At 62.3% G+C, this 20,497-nt stretch carries 25 protein-coding genes; 12 read left to right on the forward strand and 13 right to left on the reverse strand.

What is annotated here, in order from left to right; genetic code table 11:
- Positions 1-34 precede the first annotated feature (34 nt).
- From aroQ to aat, 4 genes are read left to right on the forward strand one after another with little or no spacing between them, the layout of a single operon-like run.
- Positions 35-481, forward strand: a complete 447-nt coding sequence (gene aroQ, locus BBX50_RS21410) for a type II 3-dehydroquinate dehydratase (protein WP_065777346.1) — start codon at positions 35-37, stop codon at positions 479-481.
- 25 nt (positions 482-506) lie between these two features.
- Positions 507-989 (forward strand): acetyl-CoA carboxylase biotin carboxyl carrier protein, encoded by a 483-nt coding sequence (gene accB / locus BBX50_RS21415; RefSeq protein ID WP_065777347.1) that lies wholly within the window; start codon positions 507-509, stop codon positions 987-989.
- Between the two features lie 12 nt (positions 990-1,001).
- Entirely contained in the window at positions 1,002-2,345 is a 1,344-nt protein-coding gene (gene accC, locus BBX50_RS21420) for an acetyl-CoA carboxylase biotin carboxylase subunit (RefSeq protein ID WP_065777348.1), read from the forward strand.
- 10 nt (positions 2,346-2,355) lie between these two features.
- A complete protein-coding gene (aat, locus tag BBX50_RS21425; protein WP_065777349.1) occupies positions 2,356-2,970 on the forward strand; it encodes a leucyl/phenylalanyl-tRNA--protein transferase in 615 nt (204 codons plus the stop codon).
- 51 nt (positions 2,971-3,021) lie between these two features.
- Here the strand turns inward: aat and BBX50_RS21430 are convergent, their stop codons facing one another.
- The 5 genes from BBX50_RS21430 to gatB all read right to left on the reverse strand — a co-directional run bounded on the left by BBX50_RS21430 (position 3,022) and on the right by gatB (position 6,709).
- Positions 3,022-3,474 (reverse strand): DUF2155 domain-containing protein, encoded by a 453-nt coding sequence (locus BBX50_RS21430; protein ID WP_065777350.1) that lies wholly within the window; start codon positions 3,472-3,474, stop codon positions 3,022-3,024.
- A 125-nt stretch (positions 3,475-3,599) separates the two neighbouring features.
- Positions 3,600-3,995 (reverse strand): NADH:ubiquinone oxidoreductase subunit NDUFA12, encoded by a 396-nt coding sequence (locus BBX50_RS21435; protein ID WP_065777351.1) that lies wholly within the window; start codon positions 3,993-3,995, stop codon positions 3,600-3,602.
- Between the two features lie 107 nt (positions 3,996-4,102).
- Positions 4,103-4,597 carry a GNAT family N-acetyltransferase gene (locus BBX50_RS21440; RefSeq protein WP_139108463.1) on the reverse strand — a complete coding sequence of 165 codons (495 nt, stop codon included), beginning with the start codon at positions 4,595-4,597 and terminating at the stop codon, positions 4,103-4,105.
- Positions 4,598-4,702: 105 nt separating this feature from the next.
- Positions 4,703-5,203 (reverse strand): GNAT family N-acetyltransferase, encoded by a 501-nt coding sequence (locus tag BBX50_RS21445; RefSeq protein WP_065777353.1) that lies wholly within the window; start codon positions 5,201-5,203, stop codon positions 4,703-4,705.
- A gap of 3 nt (positions 5,204-5,206) precedes the next feature.
- A complete protein-coding gene (gene gatB / locus BBX50_RS21450) occupies positions 5,207-6,709 on the reverse strand; it encodes an Asp-tRNA(Asn)/Glu-tRNA(Gln) amidotransferase subunit GatB (RefSeq protein WP_065777531.1) in 1,503 nt (500 codons plus the stop codon).
- Positions 6,710-6,869: 160 nt separating this feature from the next.
- On the opposite strand from gatB, the gene BBX50_RS21455 reads away from it, so the two are divergent.
- Positions 6,870-7,154 (forward strand): DUF1294 domain-containing protein, encoded by a 285-nt coding sequence (locus BBX50_RS21455; RefSeq protein WP_065777354.1) that lies wholly within the window; start codon positions 6,870-6,872, stop codon positions 7,152-7,154.
- Positions 7,155-7,353: 199 nt separating this feature from the next.
- A complete protein-coding gene (locus BBX50_RS21460) occupies positions 7,354-7,608 on the forward strand; it encodes a YjhX family toxin (protein WP_065374627.1) in 255 nt (84 codons plus the stop codon).
- Positions 7,609-7,696: 88 nt separating this feature from the next.
- On the opposite strand, the gene BBX50_RS21465 is transcribed toward BBX50_RS21460, so the two are convergent.
- From BBX50_RS21465 to BBX50_RS21485, 5 genes are all read right to left on the reverse strand, one after another.
- The gene (locus BBX50_RS21465; RefSeq protein WP_065777532.1) at positions 7,697-9,127 is read right to left on the reverse strand and encodes a sensor domain-containing diguanylate cyclase; all 1,431 of its coding nucleotides are present in this window, start codon (positions 9,125-9,127) and stop codon (positions 7,697-7,699) included.
- Positions 9,128-9,252: 125 nt separating this feature from the next.
- On the reverse strand, positions 9,253-9,744 hold the full coding sequence (locus tag BBX50_RS21470) for a GNAT family N-acetyltransferase (RefSeq protein ID WP_065777355.1): 492 nt from the start codon (positions 9,742-9,744) through the stop codon (positions 9,253-9,255).
- An 86-nt stretch (positions 9,745-9,830) separates the two neighbouring features.
- A complete protein-coding gene (gene gatA, locus BBX50_RS21475; RefSeq protein ID WP_065777356.1) occupies positions 9,831-11,312 on the reverse strand; it encodes an Asp-tRNA(Asn)/Glu-tRNA(Gln) amidotransferase subunit GatA in 1,482 nt (493 codons plus the stop codon).
- 50 nt (positions 11,313-11,362) lie between these two features.
- Entirely contained in the window at positions 11,363-11,650 is a 288-nt protein-coding gene (gatC, locus tag BBX50_RS21480) for an Asp-tRNA(Asn)/Glu-tRNA(Gln) amidotransferase subunit GatC (RefSeq protein ID WP_065777357.1), read from the reverse strand.
- Between the two features lie 110 nt (positions 11,651-11,760).
- A complete protein-coding gene (locus BBX50_RS21485) occupies positions 11,761-12,465 on the reverse strand; it encodes a metal-dependent hydrolase (RefSeq protein WP_065777358.1) in 705 nt (234 codons plus the stop codon).
- An 81-nt stretch (positions 12,466-12,546) separates the two neighbouring features.
- Here BBX50_RS21485 and ruvX point away from each other — a divergent pair, with 81 nt between their 5' ends.
- On the forward strand, positions 12,547-13,032 hold the full coding sequence (ruvX, locus tag BBX50_RS21490; protein WP_065777359.1) for a Holliday junction resolvase RuvX: 486 nt from the start codon (positions 12,547-12,549) through the stop codon (positions 13,030-13,032).
- On the opposite strand, the gene BBX50_RS21495 is transcribed toward ruvX, so the two are convergent.
- On the reverse strand, positions 12,978-13,319 hold the full coding sequence (locus BBX50_RS21495) for a DUF6105 family protein (RefSeq protein ID WP_065777360.1): 342 nt from the start codon (positions 13,317-13,319) through the stop codon (positions 12,978-12,980). The genes ruvX and BBX50_RS21495 overlap by 55 nt on opposite strands.
- A complete protein-coding gene (locus BBX50_RS30570; RefSeq protein ID WP_161490841.1) occupies positions 13,316-13,471 on the reverse strand; it encodes a hypothetical protein in 156 nt (51 codons plus the stop codon). Before BBX50_RS30570 ends, BBX50_RS21495 begins: the two co-directional genes overlap by 4 nt.
- A gap of 223 nt (positions 13,472-13,694) precedes the next feature.
- Here BBX50_RS30570 and BBX50_RS21500 point away from each other — a divergent pair, with 223 nt between their 5' ends.
- Positions 13,695-14,630: an AEC family transporter gene (locus BBX50_RS21500; RefSeq protein ID WP_065777361.1), complete on the forward strand. Its 936-nt coding sequence runs from the start codon at positions 13,695-13,697 to the stop codon at positions 14,628-14,630.
- 27 nt (positions 14,631-14,657) lie between these two features.
- Here BBX50_RS21500 and BBX50_RS21505 read toward each other — a convergent pair whose 3' ends face one another.
- The gene (locus BBX50_RS21505) at positions 14,658-16,310 is read right to left on the reverse strand and encodes an acyl-CoA dehydrogenase family protein (protein ID WP_065777362.1); all 1,653 of its coding nucleotides are present in this window, start codon (positions 16,308-16,310) and stop codon (positions 14,658-14,660) included.
- Positions 16,311-16,467: 157 nt separating this feature from the next.
- Here BBX50_RS21505 and BBX50_RS21510 point away from each other — a divergent pair, with 157 nt between their 5' ends.
- The 4 genes from BBX50_RS21510 to dprA are packed head-to-tail and all read left to right on the forward strand — an operon-like array spanning position 16,468 to position 20,488.
- Complete coding sequence (locus BBX50_RS21510; RefSeq protein ID WP_065777363.1) at positions 16,468-17,409, forward strand: aspartate carbamoyltransferase catalytic subunit; 942 nt, start codon at positions 16,468-16,470, stop codon at positions 17,407-17,409.
- Positions 17,406-18,698: a dihydroorotase gene (locus tag BBX50_RS21515; protein WP_065777364.1), complete on the forward strand. Its 1,293-nt coding sequence runs from the start codon at positions 17,406-17,408 to the stop codon at positions 18,696-18,698. Before BBX50_RS21510 ends, BBX50_RS21515 begins: the two co-directional genes overlap by 4 nt.
- 30 nt (positions 18,699-18,728) lie before the next feature.
- Positions 18,729-19,340 (forward strand): glycerol-3-phosphate 1-O-acyltransferase PlsY, encoded by a 612-nt coding sequence (gene plsY / locus BBX50_RS21520; RefSeq protein ID WP_065777365.1) that lies wholly within the window; start codon positions 18,729-18,731, stop codon positions 19,338-19,340.
- Positions 19,340-20,488, forward strand: a complete 1,149-nt coding sequence (dprA, locus tag BBX50_RS21525; protein WP_065777366.1) for a DNA-processing protein DprA — start codon at positions 19,340-19,342, stop codon at positions 20,486-20,488. The genes plsY and dprA overlap by 1 nt, the downstream gene beginning before the upstream one ends.
- Positions 20,489-20,497: the final 9 nt, after the last annotated feature.

Below are 20,497 nucleotides of genomic sequence, written 5' to 3' on the forward strand. Positions count from 1 at the left end.
TAGGTAACCCTCCATCACCGGACCGGAATCCCTTATGCCATCGACCATTTTCGTGCTGAACGGCCCCAACCTGAATGCGCTGGGCAAGCGCGAACCGGGTATTTATGGCGGCCAGACGCTGGCCGACATCGAGGCCATGTGCAAGGCGGAGGGCAATGCGCTCGGATTCGAGGTCGATTTCCGCCAGTCGAACCACGAAGGAACGCTGGTGGATTGGCTGCATGAAGCCGGCAGCGTTGCGGCCGGCGTCGCGATCAATCCGGCCGCCTATGGTCATACGTCGATCGCGCTGCACGACGCCATCCGCGCCATCGGCATTCCGGTGGTCGAACTCCACCTTTCGAACATCCACGCACGCGAGGAGTTCCGCCACAAGTCGATGATCGCGCCGGCTGTCAAAGGCGTCATCTGCGGCTTCGGCGCGCAGAGTTACATTCTTGCGCTGCATGCGCTAAAGAACCTGACAAATCCGTCGAAATAAAAAGAACACAAGAGGCTCATATTCCATGGCTGACAAGAAACCAGGCATCGACCAGGCGCTGATCCGCGATCTCGCCAACATTCTCAAGGACACCGATCTGACCGAGATCGAGGTTGAGCAGGACGACCTGCGCATTCGCGTCTCGCGCAACGGCACGCCGGTCGCAATGCCGATGGCTATGCCGCAGATGCCGTCCTACCAGTTCCCCGCTGCTGTCGCAGCCGCGCCGGCAAACGCTGTCGCTGCCCCGGCCGCCGAGAATGGCCGCGCGTCCAAGAATGCCGTAACCGCACCGATGGTCGGTACCGCCTATCTGTCCCCGGCGCCGGGCGCCCGCCCCTTCGTTGAAGTCGGCGCAACGGTCAAGGAAGGCCAGACGATCCTCATCATCGAAGCCATGAAGACGATGAACCAGATCCCGGCGCCGCGCTCGGGCAAGGTCACCGAAATCTTCGTGCAGGACGCAGCCCCCGTCGAATATGGCGAACCGCTGATCGTAATCGAATAAGGCGGCGCGGCGATGATCTCGAAAATTCTCATTGCCAATCGCGGCGAAATCGCCCTTCGCGTGCTCAGAGCCTGCAAGGAGCTCGGCATCGCAACGGTCGCCGTCCACTCCACGGCCGACGCCGACGCCATGCATGTGCGCCTCGCCGACGAGAGCGTCTGCATCGGCCCGCCGCCTTCGCGCGATAGCTATCTGAACATTCACCAGATCGTCGCCGCCTGCGAAATCACCGGTGCCGACGCCGTGCATCCGGGCTACGGCTTCCTGTCGGAAAACGCCAAGTTCGCCGAAATCCTTGAAGCACACGACATCACCTTCATCGGCCCGACGGCGGAACATATCCGCATCATGGGTGACAAGATCACCGCCAAGAAGACGGCGCAGGAACTTGGCATCCCGGTCGTTCCGGGTTCCGACGGCGAGGTGAAGCCGGAGAACGCGCTTGAAGTCGCCCGCAAGATCGGCTTCCCGGTGCTGATCAAGGCAACCGCTGGCGGTGGTGGCCGCGGCATGAAGGTCGCTCGCTCCGAGGCTGACCTCGAAGAAGCCGTCTCGACTGCCCGCGCCGAAGCGCTTGCCGCCTTCGGCAACGACGCCGTCTATATGGAAAAATACCTCGGCAAGCCGCGCCATATCGAAATCCAGATCGTTGGTGACGGCGCCGGCAACGCTGTGCATCTCGGCGAACGCGATTGCTCGCTGCAGCGCCGCCACCAGAAGGTCTGGGAAGAGGCAAATTCGCCCGCCCTCAACGTCGACCAACGCATGAAGATCGGCCAGATCTGCGCCGACGCGATGAAGAAGCTGAAGTACCGCGGCGCCGGCACGATCGAGTTCCTCTATGAAAACGGCGAGTTCTATTTCATCGAAATGAACACCCGTCTGCAGGTCGAGCATCCGATCACCGAAGCGATCACCGGCATCGATCTCGTGCACGAACAGATCCGTGTGGCTTCCGGCGGCGGCCTTTCGGTCAAGCAGGAGGACATCGTGTTCTCCGGCCACGCCATCGAATGCCGCATCAATGCCGAAGATCCGCGCACCTTCGTCCCCTCCCCGGGCACCATCACGCATTTCCATGCGCCGGGCGGTCTTGGCGTGCGCGTCGATTCGGGCGCCTATCAGGGCTACCGGATCCCGCCCTACTACGACAGCCTGATCGGCAAGCTGATCGTGCACGGCCGCACGCGTGTCGAGTGCATGATGCGTCTGCGCCGCGTGCTTGACGAATTCGTCATCGACGGCATCAAGACGACGCTTCCGCTGTTCCAGGACCTGATCAATAATCAGGATATCGCGAACGGCGAATACGACATCCACTGGCTGGAGAAGCATCTGGCCGCCACGTCCGAGTAAGGACCTGACATTGAAAGGGACGCGCAGCAAGCAGCCCGACATTACACCGGACATGCTGCTGCGCGCCTATTCGATCGGCCTGTTTCCGATGGCCGATTCGGCGGATGATCCCGAGATCTTCTGGGTCGAGCCGGAAATTCGCGGCGTCATTCCGCTTGCCGGCTTTCACGTCTCGCGCAGCCTCGCCAAGACCATCCGCCGCACTCCCTTCGACATTCGCTTCAACACCGCCTTCGAAGCGGTCATGGAAGGTTGCGCGGCACCTGCCCCGGACCGCCCGACGACCTGGATCAACAACAAGATCCGTAAGCTCTACGCAACGCTGCACACGATGGGTTATGCCCACAGCGTCGAGGCCTGGGAGGGTGATCAGCTGGTCGGGGGCCTTTATGGCGTCTCGCTCGGCTCCGCCTTCTTTGGCGAGAGCATGTTTTCGCGGCGTACCGATGCGTCAAAAATCTGCCTCGTGCATCTGGTCGAGCGGCTGAAGGCGCGAGGCTTCGAACTGCTCGATACGCAGTTCACCACCGAACACCTGAAGTCATTCGGCGCCATCGATGTGCCGAAGGCCGAGTATGAGGTCATGCTGGCGAACGCGATGTCTTCGCCGGACCTTCCCTTCTGATGTGAAGAAAAAGTGCGGGCGCACGTCGCCTGAACGGCTCAAATAAATCGCTTAGCGTTTCTGCGCCGTGTCCGGCGGTGGCAGCTCGGACGTCGCCTTGCAGGATTGCAGCCAGACGTCATAGACGGGATGCTCGACGGCGTTGAGGCCGGGACTGTCGGCAAACATCCAACCGGTAAAGATGCGGCGGATCTTACGATCGAGCGTGATTTCTTCGACTTCGACGAAGGTCGTGATCTTTTGCGCCTCGGTGTCGTCGCGGCTGTAGCAGACGCGCGGCGTGACCTGAAGGGCACCGAACTGGACCGTCTCGCCGATATAGACGTCAAAGGTGGTGATGCGGCCGGTGATCTTGTCGATCCCGGAGAAGACGGCAACAGCGTTGGAAAGGCGCGCCGCGTCGGCGCTTCCGGTCGCGGCAACCAGCGGCAGGCCGGCAACGAGGCACAAGCCCAATCGTTTCGCCGTCTGGCTGATTGCTTTGTGCAGATCAGAACCTGCCATTGTCGCCCGTCTCCCGCGTGCTCTCATCATCATCGATGGCATTCAGGCGCTAACCATCAATTGTGGCCGCGCCATGATCGAGGAACCTATTCCGCGGTCCGTCGTCTTCGCTGAAGAGAGATTTCTCAGGAGCCCGGCGTCCAGGCATCGTAGTCGCCCGTCACGCGAGGGCGCTTGCCCGTGGAAGCGATCGAGCCCTGCGGGCGGTAGGCATTGGCCGTTCCCGTCGGGTTTGCGCGGTGCGGCTTTTGCCAGTCGCGCGGCGTGTACTTTTCGTCAGCCGGCGAAACGTCGGTGCGGTGATGCATCCAGCCGTGCCAGCCGGCCGGAATGGCAGATGCCTCGGCGTAACCGTTATAGATCACCCAGCGGCGGGTGCGGCCTTCGGAATCCTTGCCGCCCTGATAGTAGACATTGCCCAACTCGTCCTGGCCGACCCGTTGACCGTGGCGCCACGTGTGAAAGCGCGTTCCGATCGTCTGTTCGTTCCACCAGGTGAAAATCTGCAGCAGGAGCTTCATGGATGCCGTCCTTGACCGGCCGTTGGGAGGCGGCCAGATACCAAAACAATGTCCCCGCTTATGCCCCGCCGCTCCTGGCTTGTCCAGTGATTCCGAGGCAAAGCCCGTCATTTCAACGGCATCACAAAACCGAAATGGCTGCGCGCGAAACCCAGGCGCTCATAGAAGCGGTGCGCGTCGCCGCGCAGCGCATTCGACGTGAGCCGCACCTTGCCTGCTCCCCGCTCCCGCGCCTGGGCGATCGCGTGGCGCATCATGCGTTCGCCTATCCTGCGGCCGCGCATATCCTCACGCGTCTGAACCGCCTCGATGATCAGGCTCGAACTGCCACGCCCCGACAGCGAAGTATGCAGCGCCGTCTGAAAAGTGCCGACAACCTCATTGCCGAGCACCGCCACGTAAAGCGTCTGCAACAACGAGGCCGTGATTTTCTCGAAAGCAGCGACATAGTCGCCGAAGGCGGCCGGGTCCGTCGTATCGCCATGGCCGCCGAGCTGATCGCCGGCAAAGATTGCGACGATCGCAGGCAGGTCTTTGCGTTCAGCCTCACGGATCAAGAGTTCGGTCGTCGCGTCCATGGTTCCCCCGCTCACGGCATTCATCCTGGGGCGGACCAAGCACCGAAGCGTAACGGCATGATGACAAGCTCGCCACTCCCGGGTTTTTCACGCGCATTTGGGCAGACGTCAGGCCGTCGAAGCGACGGATCAGCCGAGCAGCCGCTTCTCCAGGATGACGGCCGGCAGACCGGATTGCTCGTCGCCGCAATTGGCCGTCTCACCCACCTCGGTGAAACCATGCGCCCGATAGAAGGCCAAGGCGTGCAGGTTCTGCGGCTCGACTTCGACGCGCATGCGCTCGGCATCCGGAAAGCAGGTTTCGAGCTCAGCGAAAATGTCGCGGCCGATACCCTGCCGCTGGAACTTCGGCAGCACGTAGAGCTGATGGAGCACGGCGGTCTTGGGCTGGGTGTCGGACATCGCCGCATAACCCATGCCTCCGACCTGGCGACCATCGTCAGCGACCAGAAACTCGGCATTCTTGCGCGCCAGCCGCGCTTTCAGCGCCGGCAGCGAGTGCCAGCGCTCCGTCAGTTCGTTGACCTTCTCGACGCCATAGAAGGTATCGTAGGTCGCGTGCCACGTTTCGATCAGCAGAGCGCGAACCTTATCCAGGTCGCGGTCGCTTGCCGTGCGCACGAAGAACATCGTTTATTCCTCGATGCCGAGCTTGGCCTTCACCAGGGCCTGTACGGCCTGAGGGTTGGCCTTGCCGCCCGTCGCCTTCATCACCTGGCCGACGAACCAGCCAGCGAGAGAGGGCTTGGCCTGCACCTTGGCAACCTGATCCGGGTTGGCGGCAATGATCTCATCAACGGCCTTCTCGATGGCGCCAGTGTCGGTCACCTGCTTCATGCCGCGCGCTTCGACGATCTCGGCCGGGTCGCCGCCCTCGTTCCAGATGATCTCGAAGAGGTCCTTGGCGATCTTGCCCGAGATGGTCTCGGCCTTGATCAGATCGATAATACCGCCGAGCTGAGCCGGCGAAACCGGAGTCTCTTCAATGGCTTTGCCGGCTTTGTTCAAGGCACCGAGCAGATCGTTGATGACCCAGTTGGCGGCGATCTTGCCGTCGCGTCCTTCGGCGACCGCTTCGAAATAATCGGCGATCGACTTTTCGGAAACGAGCACCGAGGCGTCATAGACCGAAAGGCCGAGGTCGCGCACGAAGCGGTCTTTCTTGTCATCCGGCAGCTCAGGCAGGTCAGCCTTCAGCGCCTCGACGAAGGCATCGTCGAATTCCAGCGGCAGCAGGTCCGGATCGGGGAAGTAGCGGTAGTCGTGCGCGTCTTCCTTCGAGCGCATCGAGCGGGTCTCGCCCTTGTTCGGGTCGAACAGCCGCGTTTCCTGATCGATCGAGCCGCCATCCTCCAGGATGCCGATCTGGCGGCGCGCCTCGTATTCGATCGCCTGGCCGATGAAGCGGATGGAGTTAACGTTCTTGATTTCACAACGCGTGCCGAAGCCTTCGCCCGGACGGCGGACAGAAACGTTGACGTCGGCGCGCATCGAGCCTTCGTCCATGTTGCCGTCGCAGGTGCCGAGGTAACGCACGATCGAACGCAGCTTCGTCATATAGGCCTTGGCCTCATCCGACGAACGCATGTCCGGCTTGGAGACGATTTCCATCAATGCGACGCCCGAGCGGTTGAGGTCGACATAGGACATCGAGGGATGCTGGTCGTGCATCGACTTGCCGGCGTCCTGCTCGAGATGCAGGCGCTCGATGCCGATCTCCACATCTTCGAACTGACCCTGGCGGTCCGGGCCAACGGAAATGATGATCTTGCCTTCGCCGACGATCGGATCCTTGAACTGCGAGATCTGATAGCCCTGCGGCAGGTCCGGATAGAAATAGTTCTTGCGGTCGAAGATCGAGCGGTTGTTGATCACGGCCTTGAGGCCAAGACCGGTGCGCACCGCCTGCCTGACGCACTCCTCGTTGATCACGGGCAGCATGCCGGGCATGGCGGCGTCGACCAAGGAAACGTTGGCATTCGGTGCTTTGCCGAATTCCGTCGAGGCACCCGAAAAAAGCTTCGAATCGGAAAGCACCTGGGCATGGACTTCCATGCCGATGATGACCTCCCAGTCGCCGGTGGCGCCGGGGATGAAGCGTTTCGGATCGGGGGTGCGGACGTCGACAATGCTCATATCATGCTCTTCTTTGAAGCCTGAATTCTTGGTTTCTCGGTAGAGCAATTGGTCCGCCGGTGCAAGTTGTTCGGCGGGTTCGGAGGCGCCATCCGCGACGTGACGCAAGCGGCAGGCGTTTCTTAACCACCGTTTAGCGTCCCTCAGCCAAAATTCCGCCATGCCTACCTTCATTGCCCTCGTCTTAATTGCAGCCCTCATCAACATGTTGGCCTTCGGGCTCTTCTGGCACGACAAGAGGGCCGCGCGCACCGGTCGCCGGCGGATCAGCGAACGGACGCTTCTGACCGTCGCGCTCTTCGGCGGGAGCCTGGGTGCGATGACCGCGCGCCACATCTTCCGTCACAAGACGCGCAAGGAGCCGTTTCGCACACGCCTCGCGCTCATCGTCGTTTTCCAGGTGGCGCTGGCGGTCATCGGCACGCTGGCGTTGCGAGGATCTTGACGTGCTTGCGGCAGTCTTCTAGGAAGCGACCGTTCTATTGGAGTTTTGATGTTCCGTTCTTCGCCTGAGTCCCGGTAAGGGCCCGTCCCCGCAATCCCCTTTGATTGCGCGCACGGGCCGGAAACGTCACCCCGCATTTTCAGTGATTTGCGGAACGTTTTCCTGCGTTCATACGAACGCTATCCGGAACATTCAGACAATGGACATCTCGCGCGCAGAACAGCGCATCCTTCATCATTTGGCCCAGGGTGGCCGCATCGAAATTATCCGCGAAAGCAAGGCGATCACCGAAATCCGGTGCTTCACCCGTGACGGCTGGGTCTATCCCGGCTTTGACCTGGAACTTTTCCGCAAGCTGAAGCGCAAGAAGGCGATCTCGTCTTCCGGCGGAAAACCCTATCGAATCACGGAACGCGGCTTGCAGCTGGTTCGATCAGAACTCAACAACCGCTGAGCAACGGCCGATACCGGACAGAAAACATGTCCGGTATCGGAGCTCACGTTGCGTGAAGCCCAATCGACAACTTCCTGACCTTAGGTGATCAGCTCGCGCAGTGCGCAGAGCGGACGCAATCGCGACCGGCGGCCTTTGTCTGATAAAGGGCGCGGTCGGCGGCCAACAGCAAACCATCGAGCCTTGCTTCGTTCGCCGAAAGTTCGGCAGCGCCGATGCTTATGGTGACGGCGAGCCGGGAGCCTTGCTCCAAATCGATCTCGAGTGAACGTACGGCCTCCAGCAGCCGCTCGGCAACCCTGAACGCGTCGGAGGGCGACTGCCGTACCAGCACGACGGCGAATTCCTCACCGCCAAGCCGCCCGAAGAGATCGTCGCATCGAAGAGCTGCCCGCACCGCTCTCGCAACCGACGCCAAGACGCGGTCCCCGACGGCATGACCGTATGTGTCGTTGATCGCCTTGAAGCGATCGATGTCGAGCATCATCACGACCGTTCCGTCTTTGCGGGCCGGCGCTGCAACGAGCGCTGCGGCACGCGTCATGAAGGCGGATCGTGCCAGGCATTGGGTGAGGAAGTCGTAATCGACCGCGTGGGACAGCCGCCCGATCAGGGCCCGCCGCGCCGCATCGACGCTCGCAACCGTCAGGGGACAGAGAGCGAGAAGCGTTGTTCCAAGCCGCGTCGATGTCAGCGTCGCCTCGGCAACGCCGCTGACGCCAAAATGCAGCGCCCCGGATGCCACGGCGATCTGCGTCAGCACGCCGACGATCGCCGTCAACACCGTCACGGTGAACAATCCATAGGTTAGCGCGCACCACAAAAGTGCCGGCACCGGAAAGGCAAACGCGCCGGGGCCGCCAATTGCGAGTGCGGCGGCGCACGAAGCGACAAGGGAGACCAGCGGCCAAGGACTACCAGCCCGCGCGGATGCCGCGATCGACGCCGCTCCAACACGCGAAGCATCGCTCGAAATCGGTGCTGCCAGGAAGACGGGCAGCAGTACCACATAGTTGACAAGCTCGGTCGTCAGCCAGGCGACGAAGGCATGGTTCAGCGGCGCGCCGAACGAGATATGCACGGCCGCAGCGCCCACAAACGCAGCACCAATTGCCGCGAGCGACGAGTTGGCGAACATATAGAGCACCGAAAGTGGGCGGCGCAGGTGCCGGTGCTCGCTCGAAAGCCGGCCGAAAAGCATAAAGCCGATGACGACACCGGCCATGTTGGCCGCGTTCAGGAAGAGGGCCTGGCCCAGGTTCGCTCCAGTAACGAGGTCGGCGAGCACGTAGGCCAGCGCAGCGGTAACCCAGCCTGCCGGGGAAGCAAGCAACGGTTTGCTAACGAGGAGACCGAGGAGGATAGCATTGGCCGGCCAGATGGCGGCAAGCATGCCGACCGGGCGACTGACGATGCCAAGCACGCAGGCGACAAAAACAATCAGGCCGAGCCCGGCAATCCAAAACGAATGATGGAAGGGCCTCAGAACCAACGGCCGCGCGACCGCCTTCTCCAGCATCTGCAACAAGCGTTCCCCCGCGGTGCCACCGCATCTTCATAACCCGTAATATTTCATGGGCCTAATGAATGAGATGTGAATGCGCCAGCGCCATTTCCGGGCGACAGCCGTGCGATAAATGGAGGTCAGGGACCGGGATCCTGCTCAAGGGCCCTGCTGAGGCCAATGAACTCGACGTCGCTGTCGAGTTGCGGCGCGTAGGCGGTCGAAAGCCAGCTCACCCCGTAGCCACGATTGCGGAAGAAGCGCACGGCACGGTCGTTGCGGGCATGTGTCTTGGTGGTCGCGGCATCAAACCCGTCCGCAGCAATGCGACGCTCAATCTCAGCAAGCAGCAGTGCGCCAAAGCCCCTGCCCTGCGCAGCCGGCTCGATCCACAGGTCGGATATCGCGTTATCGAAATTCTCGCGCGCAGCCCAGCCGCGAACATCGCCTTCGGCTTCGAGCAGCGAAACGGAAAGCCAATGGTCAGAAAGGAAACGGAAGAACGCAGCCTCTGCGACACGCCGCATCTTGTCGCCACCGGCAAGACCGGCAATGGCGGATTGCCAGGCGCCAAGACCGATTGCAGTCAATCGGTTGACGTCACCAGCACGGGCGTGGCGGATGACGGGCAAGACGCGGGCTCCTTCCGCGACAAGAGTGGCTGACAGCCCTTCAAAACGAAAAATGGCGGCGCCTGGTCGGCACCGCCATCAAAGTCTTACCACCACTTGGTGGGAGAGAAGCGGCCGGCCGCCTGTTCGATCACATGCGCCGTCTTGAACAGCGTCTCTTCCTCGAAGGGCTTGCCGATCAGTTGCAGACCGAGCGGCAGGCCCTTGTGGTCGAGGCCACCGGGAACGGCGATGCCCGGAAGACCTGCCATGTTGACCGTCACCGTGAAGATGTCGTTCAGGTACATCTTGACTGGGTCGGACGCGAGGTCCTCGTCGGCGATGCCGAAAGCCGAAGACGGCGTGGCCGGCGTCAGGATGGCGTCAACGCCAGCGTGGAACGCCAGCTCGAAGTCGCGCTTGATCAGCGTGCGAACCTTCTGCGCCTGCAGATAATAGGCATCGTAATAGCCGGCCGAGAGCACATAGGTGCCGATCATGATACGGCGCTTGACCTCCTGGCCGAAGCCGGCGGCGCGCGTCTTTTCGTACATGTCGACGATGTCCTTGCCGTCGACGCGCAGGCCGTAGCGCACGCCGTCATAGCGGGCAAGGTTCGAAGAGGCCTCAGCCGGAGCAACGATGTAATAGGCCGGCAGCGCGTATTTCGTGTGCGGCAGGGTGATGTCGACGATCTCGGCACCGGCATCCTTCAGCCAGGCAATGCCCTGCTGCCAGAGCGCCTCGATTTCCTCGGGCATGCCATCGACGCGGTACTCCCGGGGAATGCCGATCTTCATGCCCTTGACCGACTTGCCGATCGAGGCTTCGTAATCCGGCACCGGCAGGTCGACAGAGGTCGTGTCCTTGGCATCGACGCTTGCCATCGACTTCAGGAGGATTGCGGCGTCGCGCACGTCACGGGCGATCGGGCCGGCCTGGTCGAGCGACGAGGCGAAGGCGACCGTGCCCCAGCGCGAGCAGCGGCCGTAGGTCGGCTTGATGCCGACGGTGCCGGTGAAGGCTGCCGGCTGGCGAATGGAGCCGCCGGTATCGGTCGCCGTTGCGCCGGCGCAAAGATGCGCGGCAACGGCCGCGGCGGAACCACCGGAGGAGCCGCCGGGAACGAGATCCATGTTGGATCCCTTGGCGCGCCACGGGTTCTTGACGGCACCATAGTAGGAGGTCTCGTTCGACGAGCCCATGGCGAACTCGTCCATGTTCAGCTTGCCGAGCATGACCGCACCGTCGTTCCAGAGGTTCTGGGTGACGGTCGATTCGTAGCGCGGCGCAAAACCATCGAGAATGTGGCTGCAAGCCTGGGTGTGCACGCCTTCGGTTGCGAAGAGATCCTTGATGCCAAGCGGAATGCCTTCAAGCGCACCGGCTTTTCCGGCAGCGATCCGCGCATCAGAGGCCTTGGCCATCTCGCGCGCCTTCTCAGGCGTCACGGCGATATAGGCGTTGATCGCCTCGTTGGCGGCATCGATCGCGCCGAGATAGGCATCCGTCAGTTCGACGGCGGTGATGTCCTTGGCGGCGAGTTTCGTGCGGGCTTCGGCAATCGTGAGGCTGGTAAGGTCGGTCATGATAAGATCGGGCTTTCGCAATCGGGAACGTCGGGGCGGCAGGCGGGCTGTTACTCGACCACTTTCGGAACGAGGAAGAAATTGCGATCCGAATTCGGCGCGTTGGCGACGACGTCGTCAGCCTTGTTGCCGTCCGAGACGTTGTCCGTCCGCTTCTTCATCTCCATCGGCGTGACCGAGGTCATCGGCTCGACGCCATCGACATTCACTTCGGAGAGCTGTTCGACAAAGCCGAGGATGCCATTGAGCTCGCCCATCATCCGTTCGGCTTCTTCTTCGCTGACGGCGATACGGGCAAGGCGCGCGACGCGCTTCACGGTGGCAAGGTCTACGGACATGATCGTCTCCGGTAACTGGAACTTCCCCCGCTATAATGGCGCAGGGCGAGGCACGCAACGGGGGAATTGCCAGAGAGCCAGGCCCTTTCGTTAAAGGGCCCGGCGCAACATCAGACTGTAACGACGCCGCCGACGTGCGGGGTCTCCACCTTGGTCGACGCGCTTTCCATTCCGGCAACGAAGGTCTCGGGCGTCTGGTCGATGATCGGGAACGAGCCGTAATGGCAGGGGATCGCCGTCGAGAACTTGAAGAAACGCTGGCAGGCGAGCGCCGCAACCGCGCCCCCCATGGTGAAGCGGTCGCCGATCGGAACGATGCCGATTTCCGGCTGGTGCAACTCGTTGATCAGCGCCATATCGGAAAAGATGTCCGTGTCACCCATATGATAGAGCGTCGGCTCGTCTTCGAAGTGCAGAACCAGGCCATTGGCGTTGCCGAGCGAATGGGAAACGCCGTCCTCGGTCAGCTGCGCCGAGGAATGCAGCGCATTGACGAAGGTCGTGGAAAACGAGCCGAGATGGATGGTGCCGCCGGTGTTTCCCATTTCCAGGGCCTTGACGCCATGCCGGCCAAGCCAGGCAGCAAGGTCGGCATTGGCAACGACCGTCGCCCCCGTCTCCTTGGCGATCGCGATCGTATCGCCTACGTGGTCGCCGTGACCATGGGTCAGCAGAATGTGCGTAAGGCCCGCGGTCGCGTCCCGGCGGTCCTCGTCACGGAAAGCAGGATTGCCGGTGAAGAAGGGGTCGATGAGGATTTTGGACTTTGCCGTCTCGATATGAAAGGCCGCGTGTCCGAGCCATTTGATCTTCATGGCGATCTCCCTGATGATTTACGTGTCGCAACAGCATATGGAACAGACAGTCCTCTGCGCAAAGATCGAATCGACATTCCCATGGCAATTCTCACCATCGAAGACTTGGCAGCCCAGCTGCAACAGAATCAGGCGATCGCCGGGCTCGATCTCGGCACGAAAACGATCGGGCTCTCGGTCTCCGATCTCGGTCGCCGTTTCGCGACGCCGCGCGAAGTGATCCGCCGCGTCAAGTTCGGCGTGGACGCCGAAGCGTTGCTGTCAGCGGCGGGGAAAGAGAAGATCGCAGCCTTCATCATCGGCCTGCCCGTCAACATGGACGGCAGCGAGGGGCCGCGTTGTCAGGCGACCCGCGCCTTTGTCCGCAATATGGAGCAAAAGACAGCGCTGCCCTTCGTCTTCTGGGACGAAAGGCTTTCGACCGTTGCGGCCGAGCGGGTGCTGATCGAGATGGACGTGTCACGCCGGAAGCGGGCCGAACGCATCGATTCGGCCGCTGCATCCTTCATTCTTCAGGGTGCGCTCGACAGGCTGGCCTCGCTTGCAAGAGGCGGCCTCTCGGACTGAGGAGCGGCAGCGCCGAACCGACGGCGATACCACGCTGCAATCTGGCGGCGTTTGCGATAACCGATGATGGCGAAAACGATCAGGCTGTCGACGACGATCGCACGCGCGACGAGCGGCGGGATCGTTTCCGGCGGGATACCGAGGACGTTGCCGTAGATCTGGAAAACCAGATCGTGTGTCTGGCGCGTCAGCATGAAGAAGCCGAAGCTCATGTCGTGGTACGACAGGCCATACCAGCCCGTCAGCAGAAGGACCGGTCCGCCCCAAAGGATCAGAAACCACTTCATGCGGCTCCCCTTTCCAAGATCTGCCGAAAGACGAGTGGATAAATCGCACGGTCCGCCAGCACGACGGCAACAAGAACCATCGCGGGAATTGCGATATCTAGCGCCAGTCCGGCAAAAAACATCATCATGATGATCAAAAGACCAGTTCGCACCGAACCGCTCCATTCCGGAATCCATTAAAATGCCGGATCAATCTCCCCCCTCACGGCGGGCTGCGCAATGTAAACCATTTGTTAAGGTTAATTTTCACAGGGCGAGCCCCCGCCGCTCCGCCGGCAGACGTGCGGCCCCCGATCCCTCGCCTTTGTCGCTTAACACCATTCCGGTCCAACGTGATTTGAGGTAGCGATATCCTTCCCGCACGCAGGCCCCCCTATGACCGTCGTCTTCGAAAGCATCCTTCCCATCTTCCTCTTGGTCCTGCTCGGCGCCTGGCTCAAGCGCTCGGCATTCGTCGATCAGGGACTGTGGCTCGGCCTCGAACAATTCGGCTACTTCATTCTGTTCCCTGCCCTGCTTTTCTCCACCCTGGCGCAGGCTGACTTTGCCGGACTGAAAGCCGACGCGACGGCCATCGCCACGATCGGTAGCGTCAGCCTGATGTCGGTCTTCGTGCTTCTGCTTTGGCCCATGCTCAGGGATCGGCAGGTTTCCGGCGCGTCCTTTACTTCGGTTTTCCAGACAGCGACGCGATGGAATGGCTTCATGGCGCTGGCGATCGCCCAGAAGCTTTACGGCCCGATCGGCCTGACACTCACCGCTCTGGTGATGACGCTCGTGATCATCCCGATCAACCTTTACAATATCGGCGTGCTGGTCTGGTTCGGCGGAGGCAATCGTGACTTCCGGCGCTTCTTCGCGAAAATCGCCAGCAATCCGCTGATAGTCGCTTCGGTTCTCGGCATTCTCGTCAACATGATCGGGCTGAAGATCTACAGCCCGATCATGGCCACCATCGAGATGCTGGCAAGCGCTTCGCTCAGCCTCGGGCTTGTCATGGTCGGTGCGGGCCTGCGCGCTTCCGACGCGCTGCGGCCGAGCGCAGTTGCGCTTTTGGCCGTCTTCCTCAAATTGATTGTCATGCCGGTCTTCATGGTGAGCGCGAGCTTCGTGCTCGGGATTCGCGGCGACGCCTTGCTCGTCATCGCGCTTGGCGCCGCCGTACCGACGGCGATGAACGGCTATCTGCTGGCAAAGCAGATGGATGGCGACGCTGAACTCTACGCAGCGGTCGCGACCATTCAGACCGTCGCCTCGTTCTTTACGATACCGCTCGTGCTCTACCTGACCGCGTACGTCGCAGCGAGCTGACGGCTTATGCCGCAGCGAGCTGACGGCTTACGCCGCCGGCGGGTAGAGAAGATCGAGGATGTAGGCGGAATCGAAGCGCGAATCGAGCATGCCGTAGGTCGAGCGCCATCCGGCTGCCAGGCGCGATTCAAGGAACGCATCGGCGATGCGGCCGGCACCGAGGCGGTAAAGTTCGGCTGCGGCGGCGGCAAGCGCCAGTTGCTCGACCAGCATGCGGGCAGCACCCTCGTCGCGTTCGCAGAGCGACATGGCGGCGCGCAGCACGTCGATCGTCTTGCGGCCGGCTGGTCCGAGATCCCGCGCCAGAACAACGAAGAGCTGCTCGAAAAGATCCTTGCCCTTGGCGAGCACCCGCAGCACGTCCAGCGCCATGACGTTGCCGGACCCTTCCCAGATGGCATTGACCGGTGCTTCGCGGTAATGGCGCGCCAGCGCCCGCTCTTCCACATAGCCGTTGCCGCCGAGGCATTCCATCGCTTCGTAAATCAGCGCCGGAGCGATCTTGCAGGCCCAGTATTTCGCAACGGGCGTCATGATCCGCGCGTAAGCCGCGTCTTCGGAACTGCTGCGGGCCTTGTCGAAGGCCTCGGCCAACCGGAACGAAAGCGCGCTCGCCGCAGCAACGTCGAGCGCCATGTCTGCAAGCACACGTGTCATCATCGGCTGGCTGGCAAGCGGCTTGCCGAACACCTTGCGGCCGCGGGTATGGTGCACCGCTTCGGCCAGCGATGCCCGCATCATGCCTGCAGATGCAAGCGCGCAGTCGAGCCGCGTCAAAGTCACCATATCGAGGATGGTGCGGATGCCCGCATCCGGCGCGCCGAGAATAAAGCCGAACGTGTCGGAGAACTCGACCTCGGAAGACGCATTGGAGCGGTTGCCGAGCTTGTCCTTCAGGCGCTGAAAACGCAGGCCATTGGCGCTGCCGTCCTCCAGAAGCCGCGGCACCAGGAAGCAGGCAAGGCCCTCTCGGGTCTGCGCCAGCATGACGAAAGCGTCGCTCATCGGCGCCGACATGAACCACTTGTGGCCACTCAGCCGATAGATGCCCTCGCCGACCCGCTCGGCCGTCGAGGTGTTGGCGCGCACGTCGGTACCGCCCTGCTTCTCGGTCATGCCCATGCCGACGGTGACCGCCGACTTCTGCATCCACGGACGATTGGTCGAATCGTACTTGCGCGACAGGATCTTCGGCGCCCATTCCTTCTGGACCGCTGGGGATGCTGTGATGGCCGCAAGCGACGCGCTGGTCATCGTCAGCGGGCACAGATGACCGCATTCGAGCTGCGCGGTCAGATAGAAGCGGATCGCGCGCGTCTTGTGCGACTGGTTGCGCTCGTCGGCCACGTTTTCCCAAGCGGACGAATGCAGGCCTGAGGACATCGAGCGGCGCATCAGCGCGTGCCAGGCCGGGTGAAACTCGACGATATCGAGACGCTCGCCGCGCGGCCCGTGCGTCTTCAGCTTCGGCGGACCCTCGTTCGCCATGCGCGCCAGTTCCTGCGCCTCAGGTGAGGTTACGTAACGGCCCAATACGTCGAACTCGTCGCGCAACGTCTTGTTCATGCTTGAGGTGATGTCCACCACGAGCGGATCGGAACGATAGGCGTTGACGCCGGACCAAGGCTTGGGCTGGTTCAGCTCGGCGAGTTTCTGTTCAGTCCGGTTCATCTGATTCATGGGCCGGTTCTAGCGCAAGTTTCACGACCACGAAACGGGGCGCGCAAAAGATAGGATGGCCGTTGCAAGTTTTCTGCGGACGGTTGCGCCCAAGCCTTGCCGTGCCGGGGACCAAGTCTTATAGAGCGACCCAATATCCAGAGCGCAAGGGCGGCCCATGATCACTTTCCCGCATCGCCACCTGCTCGGCATCAAGGGGCTCACGGAGCAGGATATCACCTATCTGCTCGATCGCGCCGATGAAGCCGTCCAAATCTCCCGTCAAAGAGAGAAGAAGACCTCCACGCTTCGGGGGCTGACGCAGATCAATCTCTTCTTCGAAGCCTCGACCCGCACGCAGTCTTCCTTCGAGCTCGCCGGCAAGCGCCTCGGCGCCGACGTCATGAACATGTCGGTCGGCAACTCCTCGGTGAAGAAGGGCGAAACGCTGATCGACACGGCGATGACGCTGAACGCCATGCACCCGGACGTGCTGGTTGTGCGCCACTCATCGGCGGGTGCTGCCGCGCTTCTGGCACAAAAGGTCTCCTGCTCGGTCGTCAATGCCGGCGACGGCCAGCACGAGCATCCGACACAGGCCCTGCTCGACGCGCTCACCATTCGACGCGCCAAAGGCAAGCTCTCGCGCATCATCGTCGCGATCTGCGGCGACGTGCTGCACTCGCGCGTGGCGCGCTCCAACATCCTGCTTTTGAACCAGATGGGCGCCCGCGTGCGCGTCGTCGCTCCGGCGACGCTTTTGCCTTCGGGCATCGCCGACATGGGGGTCGAGGTCTACCATTCGATGGCCGAAGGCCTGAAGGATGCCGATGTCGTCATGATGCTGCGCCTCCAGCGCGAGCGCATGGCCGGCTCGTTCGTTCCTTCGGTGCGCGAATACTTCCACTACTACGGGCTTGATGCGGAGAAGCTGAAAGCGGCCAAGGGAGATGCGCTCGTTATGCATCCAGGACCGATGAACCGCGGCGTCGAGATCGCCTCGGAAATCGCCGACGGCCCGCAGAGCGTTATCGAACAGCAGGTCGAGATGGGCGTTGCCGTGCGCATGGCGGTGATGGAAACGCTGCTTCTCTCGCAGAACCAGGGGCCGCGCCTATGACCAGACCACTCGTTCTGAAGAACCTGCGCATCGTCGACCCCTCGCGCAACCTCGATGAAACCGGCACGATCATCGTCGGCAGCAATGGTCACATTCTTGCCGCCGGCGCAGACGCGCAGAACCAGGGCGTGCCCGATGGCGCCTTCGTCAAGGACTGCGCCGGGCTCACGGCCGTTCCAGGCCTCGTCGACGCCCGCGTCTTCGTCGGCGAACCGGGCAGCGAACACCGCGAGACCTTCGAGTCCGCGTCGCGTGCTGCCGCTGTCGGCGGTGTCACCACCTTCATCGCCATGCCGGACACCGATCCAGTCATCGACGACATTGCGCTGGTCGAATATGTAAAGAAGACGGCGCACGACAAGGCGCTCGTCAACGTCCATCCGGCAGCGGCGCTCACCAAGGGTCTCGCCGGCGAGGAGATGACCGAGTTCGGCCTGCTGCGGGAAGCCGGTGCCGTCTGCTTCACCAACGGCCGCAGAGCGATCCACGACACGCTGGTGCTGCGCCGGGCCATGACCTATGCCCGCGAGTTTGGCGCGGTGATCTCACTCGAAACACGCGACAAGTATCTCGGCGCCAACGGCGTCATGCACGAGGGCCTGCTCGCGAGCTGGCTTGGGCTTGCGGGAATCCCGCGCGAAGCGGAAATCATCCCGCTCGAGCGCGACCTGCGCATTGCCGGACTGACGAAGGCCGCCTACCACGCCGCCCAGATCTCGGTTCCCGAGTCGGCCGCAGCGATCCGCATGGCACGCGAGCGTGGCGCCAACGTCACCTGCGGCATCTCCGTCAACAATCTGGCGCTCAACGAAAACGACATCGGTGAATACCGAACCTTCTTCAAGCTTTCGCCGCCGCTGCGCAGCGAGGACGACAGGGTCGGCATGGCCGAGGCGCTCGCCGATGGTACGATCGACATCATCGTCTCCTCGCACGACCCGCAGGACGTCGACACCAAGCGCCTGCCTTTCGCAGATGCAGCGGATGGTGCGATCGGCCTTGAGACACTGGCGTCCGCAGCTCTTCGCCTGCACCATAGCGGCCAGGTTCCGCTGATGCGCCTGATTGACGCGATGTCGACGCGTCCGGCGGCGATCTTCGGTCTGGACGCCGGCACGCTCAAGCCGGGTGCCAAGGCGGATATTGCGGTCATCGACCTCGACGAGCCATGGGTGCTCTACGAAAAGGCAATCGTCTCGCGTTCCAAAAATACGCCGTTTGAAAATGCGCGCTTTACCGGGCGGGTCGTGCAAACCTATGTTGCCGGCAAGCTTGTGCATTCTGCATAAGCCAAAAGCGTCGCGCGGGAGGGGGAACCGGTGGATCTATTATCCTGGCAGCTCGGGCTGCCGTTGACGCTCGCGAGCCTCGGCTTCGGCTATTTGCTCGGCTCGATCCCGTTCGGACTGATCCTGACCCGCATGGCCGGGCTCGGCGACGTGCGCAAGATCGGCTCGGGCAATATCGGCGCCACCAATGTGCTTAGGACCGGCAACAAGAAGCTTGCCGCCGCCACACTGTTGCTCGATGCCCTGAAGGGCACGGCTGCAGCAGCGATTGCCTCTTATTGGGGTGTCGAGGCGGGCATTGCCGCCGGCCTCGCCGCTTTTCTTGGCCATCTCTACCCGGTCTGGCTCGGCTTCAAGGGCGGCAAGGGCGTCGCCACCTATATCGGCGTCCTGTTCGGCCTCGCCCCCCTCATGGTGCTAGCCTTTGCCGCCATCTGGCTCGGCATGGCAAAAATCAGTCGTTACTCCTCATTGTCCGCGCTGGTTGCAACGGTTATCATGCCGGTTCTACTTTACGCCGTGGGGAACGGTAAGGTCGCTCTTCTCTTCGCAGTGATGACCGCCATTACCTGGGTGAAGCATCGCGCCAACATTCAGCGGCTGCTTGCCGGCACGGAAAGCAGGATCGGAGACAAGGGATAATGTCTGAAAGCAGCGCAGGACGAACCGGAGTGGCGCTGACCGAACGACAGAAAATTTCCTGGCTACGATTGATCCGCAGCGACAATGTCGGCCCCATCGCCTTTCGCGACCTGATCAATCACTTCGGCACCGCGGAAAACGCGCTCGATGCCCTTCCGGAACTGTCTCGGCGCGGCGGGACCAAACAAACCTATCGCGTGGCATCGGCAAGCGAGGTCGAGCGGGAACTCGAAGCCGCACGACGCCATGGCGCCGTCTTCGTCGGCATCGGCGAGCCGGGTTATCCTTCCGCACTGCGGCAGATCGACGGCGCTCCTCCGTTGCTGGCGATGAAGGGCGATCTCGAAGTGGCAACCCGTCCATCGCTTGGCGTCGTCGGCTCACGCAATGCCTCGGCGAGCGGCGCCAAGTTCGCTGCCATGATTGCACGCGACGCTGGCCGCGCCGGCTATGTCGTCACATCAGGCCTTGCTCGCGGCATCGATACGGCCGCCCATCGCGCCACTGTCGAAACCGGCACGATCGCTGCGATTGCCGGCGGTCTCGACCGTCCCTATCCACCGGAGAACATCGGCCTCCTCGACGAAATCACTTCGGGCCGCGGCTTGGCGATCAGCGAGATGCCTTTCGGCTGGGAACCGCGGGCGCGCGATTTCCCGCGGCGCAATCGCCTCATCGCCGGGATCAGCCTGGGGGTGACGATCGTCGAGGCGGCCAACCGATCCGGCTCGTTGATCACCGCCCGTTATGCCGCCGACTTTGGCCGACTCGTCTTTGCCGTTCCCGGCTCGCCACTCGACCCGCGTTGCCACGGCACCAACGATCTCTTGAAGCAGGGCGCGATCGTCACGACCTCATCTGACGACGTCATTGAGGCGCTGGCGCCGCTCAGCCAGTTCGAATTGCCCTTGCCGGGTGCCAGGGAGCCGGACGGGCATGCCCAGCCAAATGATCCGGCCAGGGCCAGCGACAGCGACCGAGCCGCCGTCAACACCGCGCTTGGCCCGACGCCGGTCGAAATCGATGACATTGTCCGCCACACCGGGCTCTCGCCCGCACAGGTCTATTTGCTTCTCCTTGAGCTCGATCTTGCCGGGCGACTCGACCGCCACGCTGGCGGGCTCGTGTCGCTCGCGACGCCGGAATGACCGTGCGCT

The organism is Ensifer sp. LC11, from assembly GCF_001695835.1.
Taxonomy (GTDB): Bacteria; Pseudomonadota; Alphaproteobacteria; order Rhizobiales; family Rhizobiaceae; genus Ensifer.

What these genes read in the sequence shown, in the direction of transcription:
- aroQ (WP_065777346.1), top strand. Translation starts at nt 35, where the DNA reads ATGCCATCGACCATTTTCGTGCTGAACGGCCCCAACCTGAATGCGCTG.
- accB (WP_065777347.1), top strand. Translation starts at nt 507, where the DNA reads ATGGCTGACAAGAAACCAGGCATCGACCAGGCGCTGATCCGCGATCTC.
- accC (WP_065777348.1), top strand. Translation starts at nt 1,002, where the DNA reads ATGATCTCGAAAATTCTCATTGCCAATCGCGGCGAAATCGCCCTTCGC.
- BBX50_RS21430 (WP_065777350.1), bottom strand. Translation starts at nt 3,474, where the DNA reads ATGGCAGGTTCTGATCTGCACAAAGCAATCAGCCAGACGGCGAAACGA.
- BBX50_RS21435 (WP_065777351.1), bottom strand. Translation starts at nt 3,995, where the DNA reads ATGAAGCTCCTGCTGCAGATTTTCACCTGGTGGAACGAACAGACGATC.
- BBX50_RS21440 (WP_139108463.1), bottom strand. Translation starts at nt 4,597, where the DNA reads ATGAATGCCGTGAGCGGGGGAACCATGGACGCGACGACCGAACTCTTG.
- BBX50_RS21445 (WP_065777353.1), bottom strand. Translation starts at nt 5,203, where the DNA reads ATGTTCTTCGTGCGCACGGCAAGCGACCGCGACCTGGATAAGGTTCGC.
- gatB (WP_065777531.1), bottom strand. Translation starts at nt 6,709, where the DNA reads ATGAGCATTGTCGACGTCCGCACCCCCGATCCGAAACGCTTCATCCCC.
- BBX50_RS21455 (WP_065777354.1), top strand. Translation starts at nt 6,870, where the DNA reads ATGCCTACCTTCATTGCCCTCGTCTTAATTGCAGCCCTCATCAACATG.
- BBX50_RS21460 (WP_065374627.1), top strand. Translation starts at nt 7,354, where the DNA reads ATGGACATCTCGCGCGCAGAACAGCGCATCCTTCATCATTTGGCCCAG.
- BBX50_RS21465 (WP_065777532.1), bottom strand. Translation starts at nt 9,127, where the DNA reads ATGCTGGAGAAGGCGGTCGCGCGGCCGTTGGTTCTGAGGCCCTTCCAT.
- gatA (WP_065777356.1), bottom strand. Translation starts at nt 11,312, where the DNA reads ATGACCGACCTTACCAGCCTCACGATTGCCGAAGCCCGCACGAAACTC.
- gatC (WP_065777357.1), bottom strand. Translation starts at nt 11,650, where the DNA reads ATGTCCGTAGACCTTGCCACCGTGAAGCGCGTCGCGCGCCTTGCCCGT.
- BBX50_RS21485 (WP_065777358.1), bottom strand. Translation starts at nt 12,465, where the DNA reads ATGAAGATCAAATGGCTCGGACACGCGGCCTTTCATATCGAGACGGCA.
- ruvX (WP_065777359.1), top strand. Translation starts at nt 12,547, where the DNA reads ATGGCAATTCTCACCATCGAAGACTTGGCAGCCCAGCTGCAACAGAAT.
- BBX50_RS21495 (WP_065777360.1), bottom strand. Translation starts at nt 13,319, where the DNA reads ATGAAGTGGTTTCTGATCCTTTGGGGCGGACCGGTCCTTCTGCTGACG.
- BBX50_RS21500 (WP_065777361.1), top strand. Translation starts at nt 13,695, where the DNA reads ATGACCGTCGTCTTCGAAAGCATCCTTCCCATCTTCCTCTTGGTCCTG.
- BBX50_RS21505 (WP_065777362.1), bottom strand. Translation starts at nt 16,310, where the DNA reads ATGAATCAGATGAACCGGACTGAACAGAAACTCGCCGAGCTGAACCAG.
- BBX50_RS21510 (WP_065777363.1), top strand. Translation starts at nt 16,468, where the DNA reads ATGATCACTTTCCCGCATCGCCACCTGCTCGGCATCAAGGGGCTCACG.
- BBX50_RS21515 (WP_065777364.1), top strand. Translation starts at nt 17,406, where the DNA reads ATGACCAGACCACTCGTTCTGAAGAACCTGCGCATCGTCGACCCCTCG.
- dprA (WP_065777366.1), top strand. Translation starts at nt 19,340, where the DNA reads ATGTCTGAAAGCAGCGCAGGACGAACCGGAGTGGCGCTGACCGAACGA.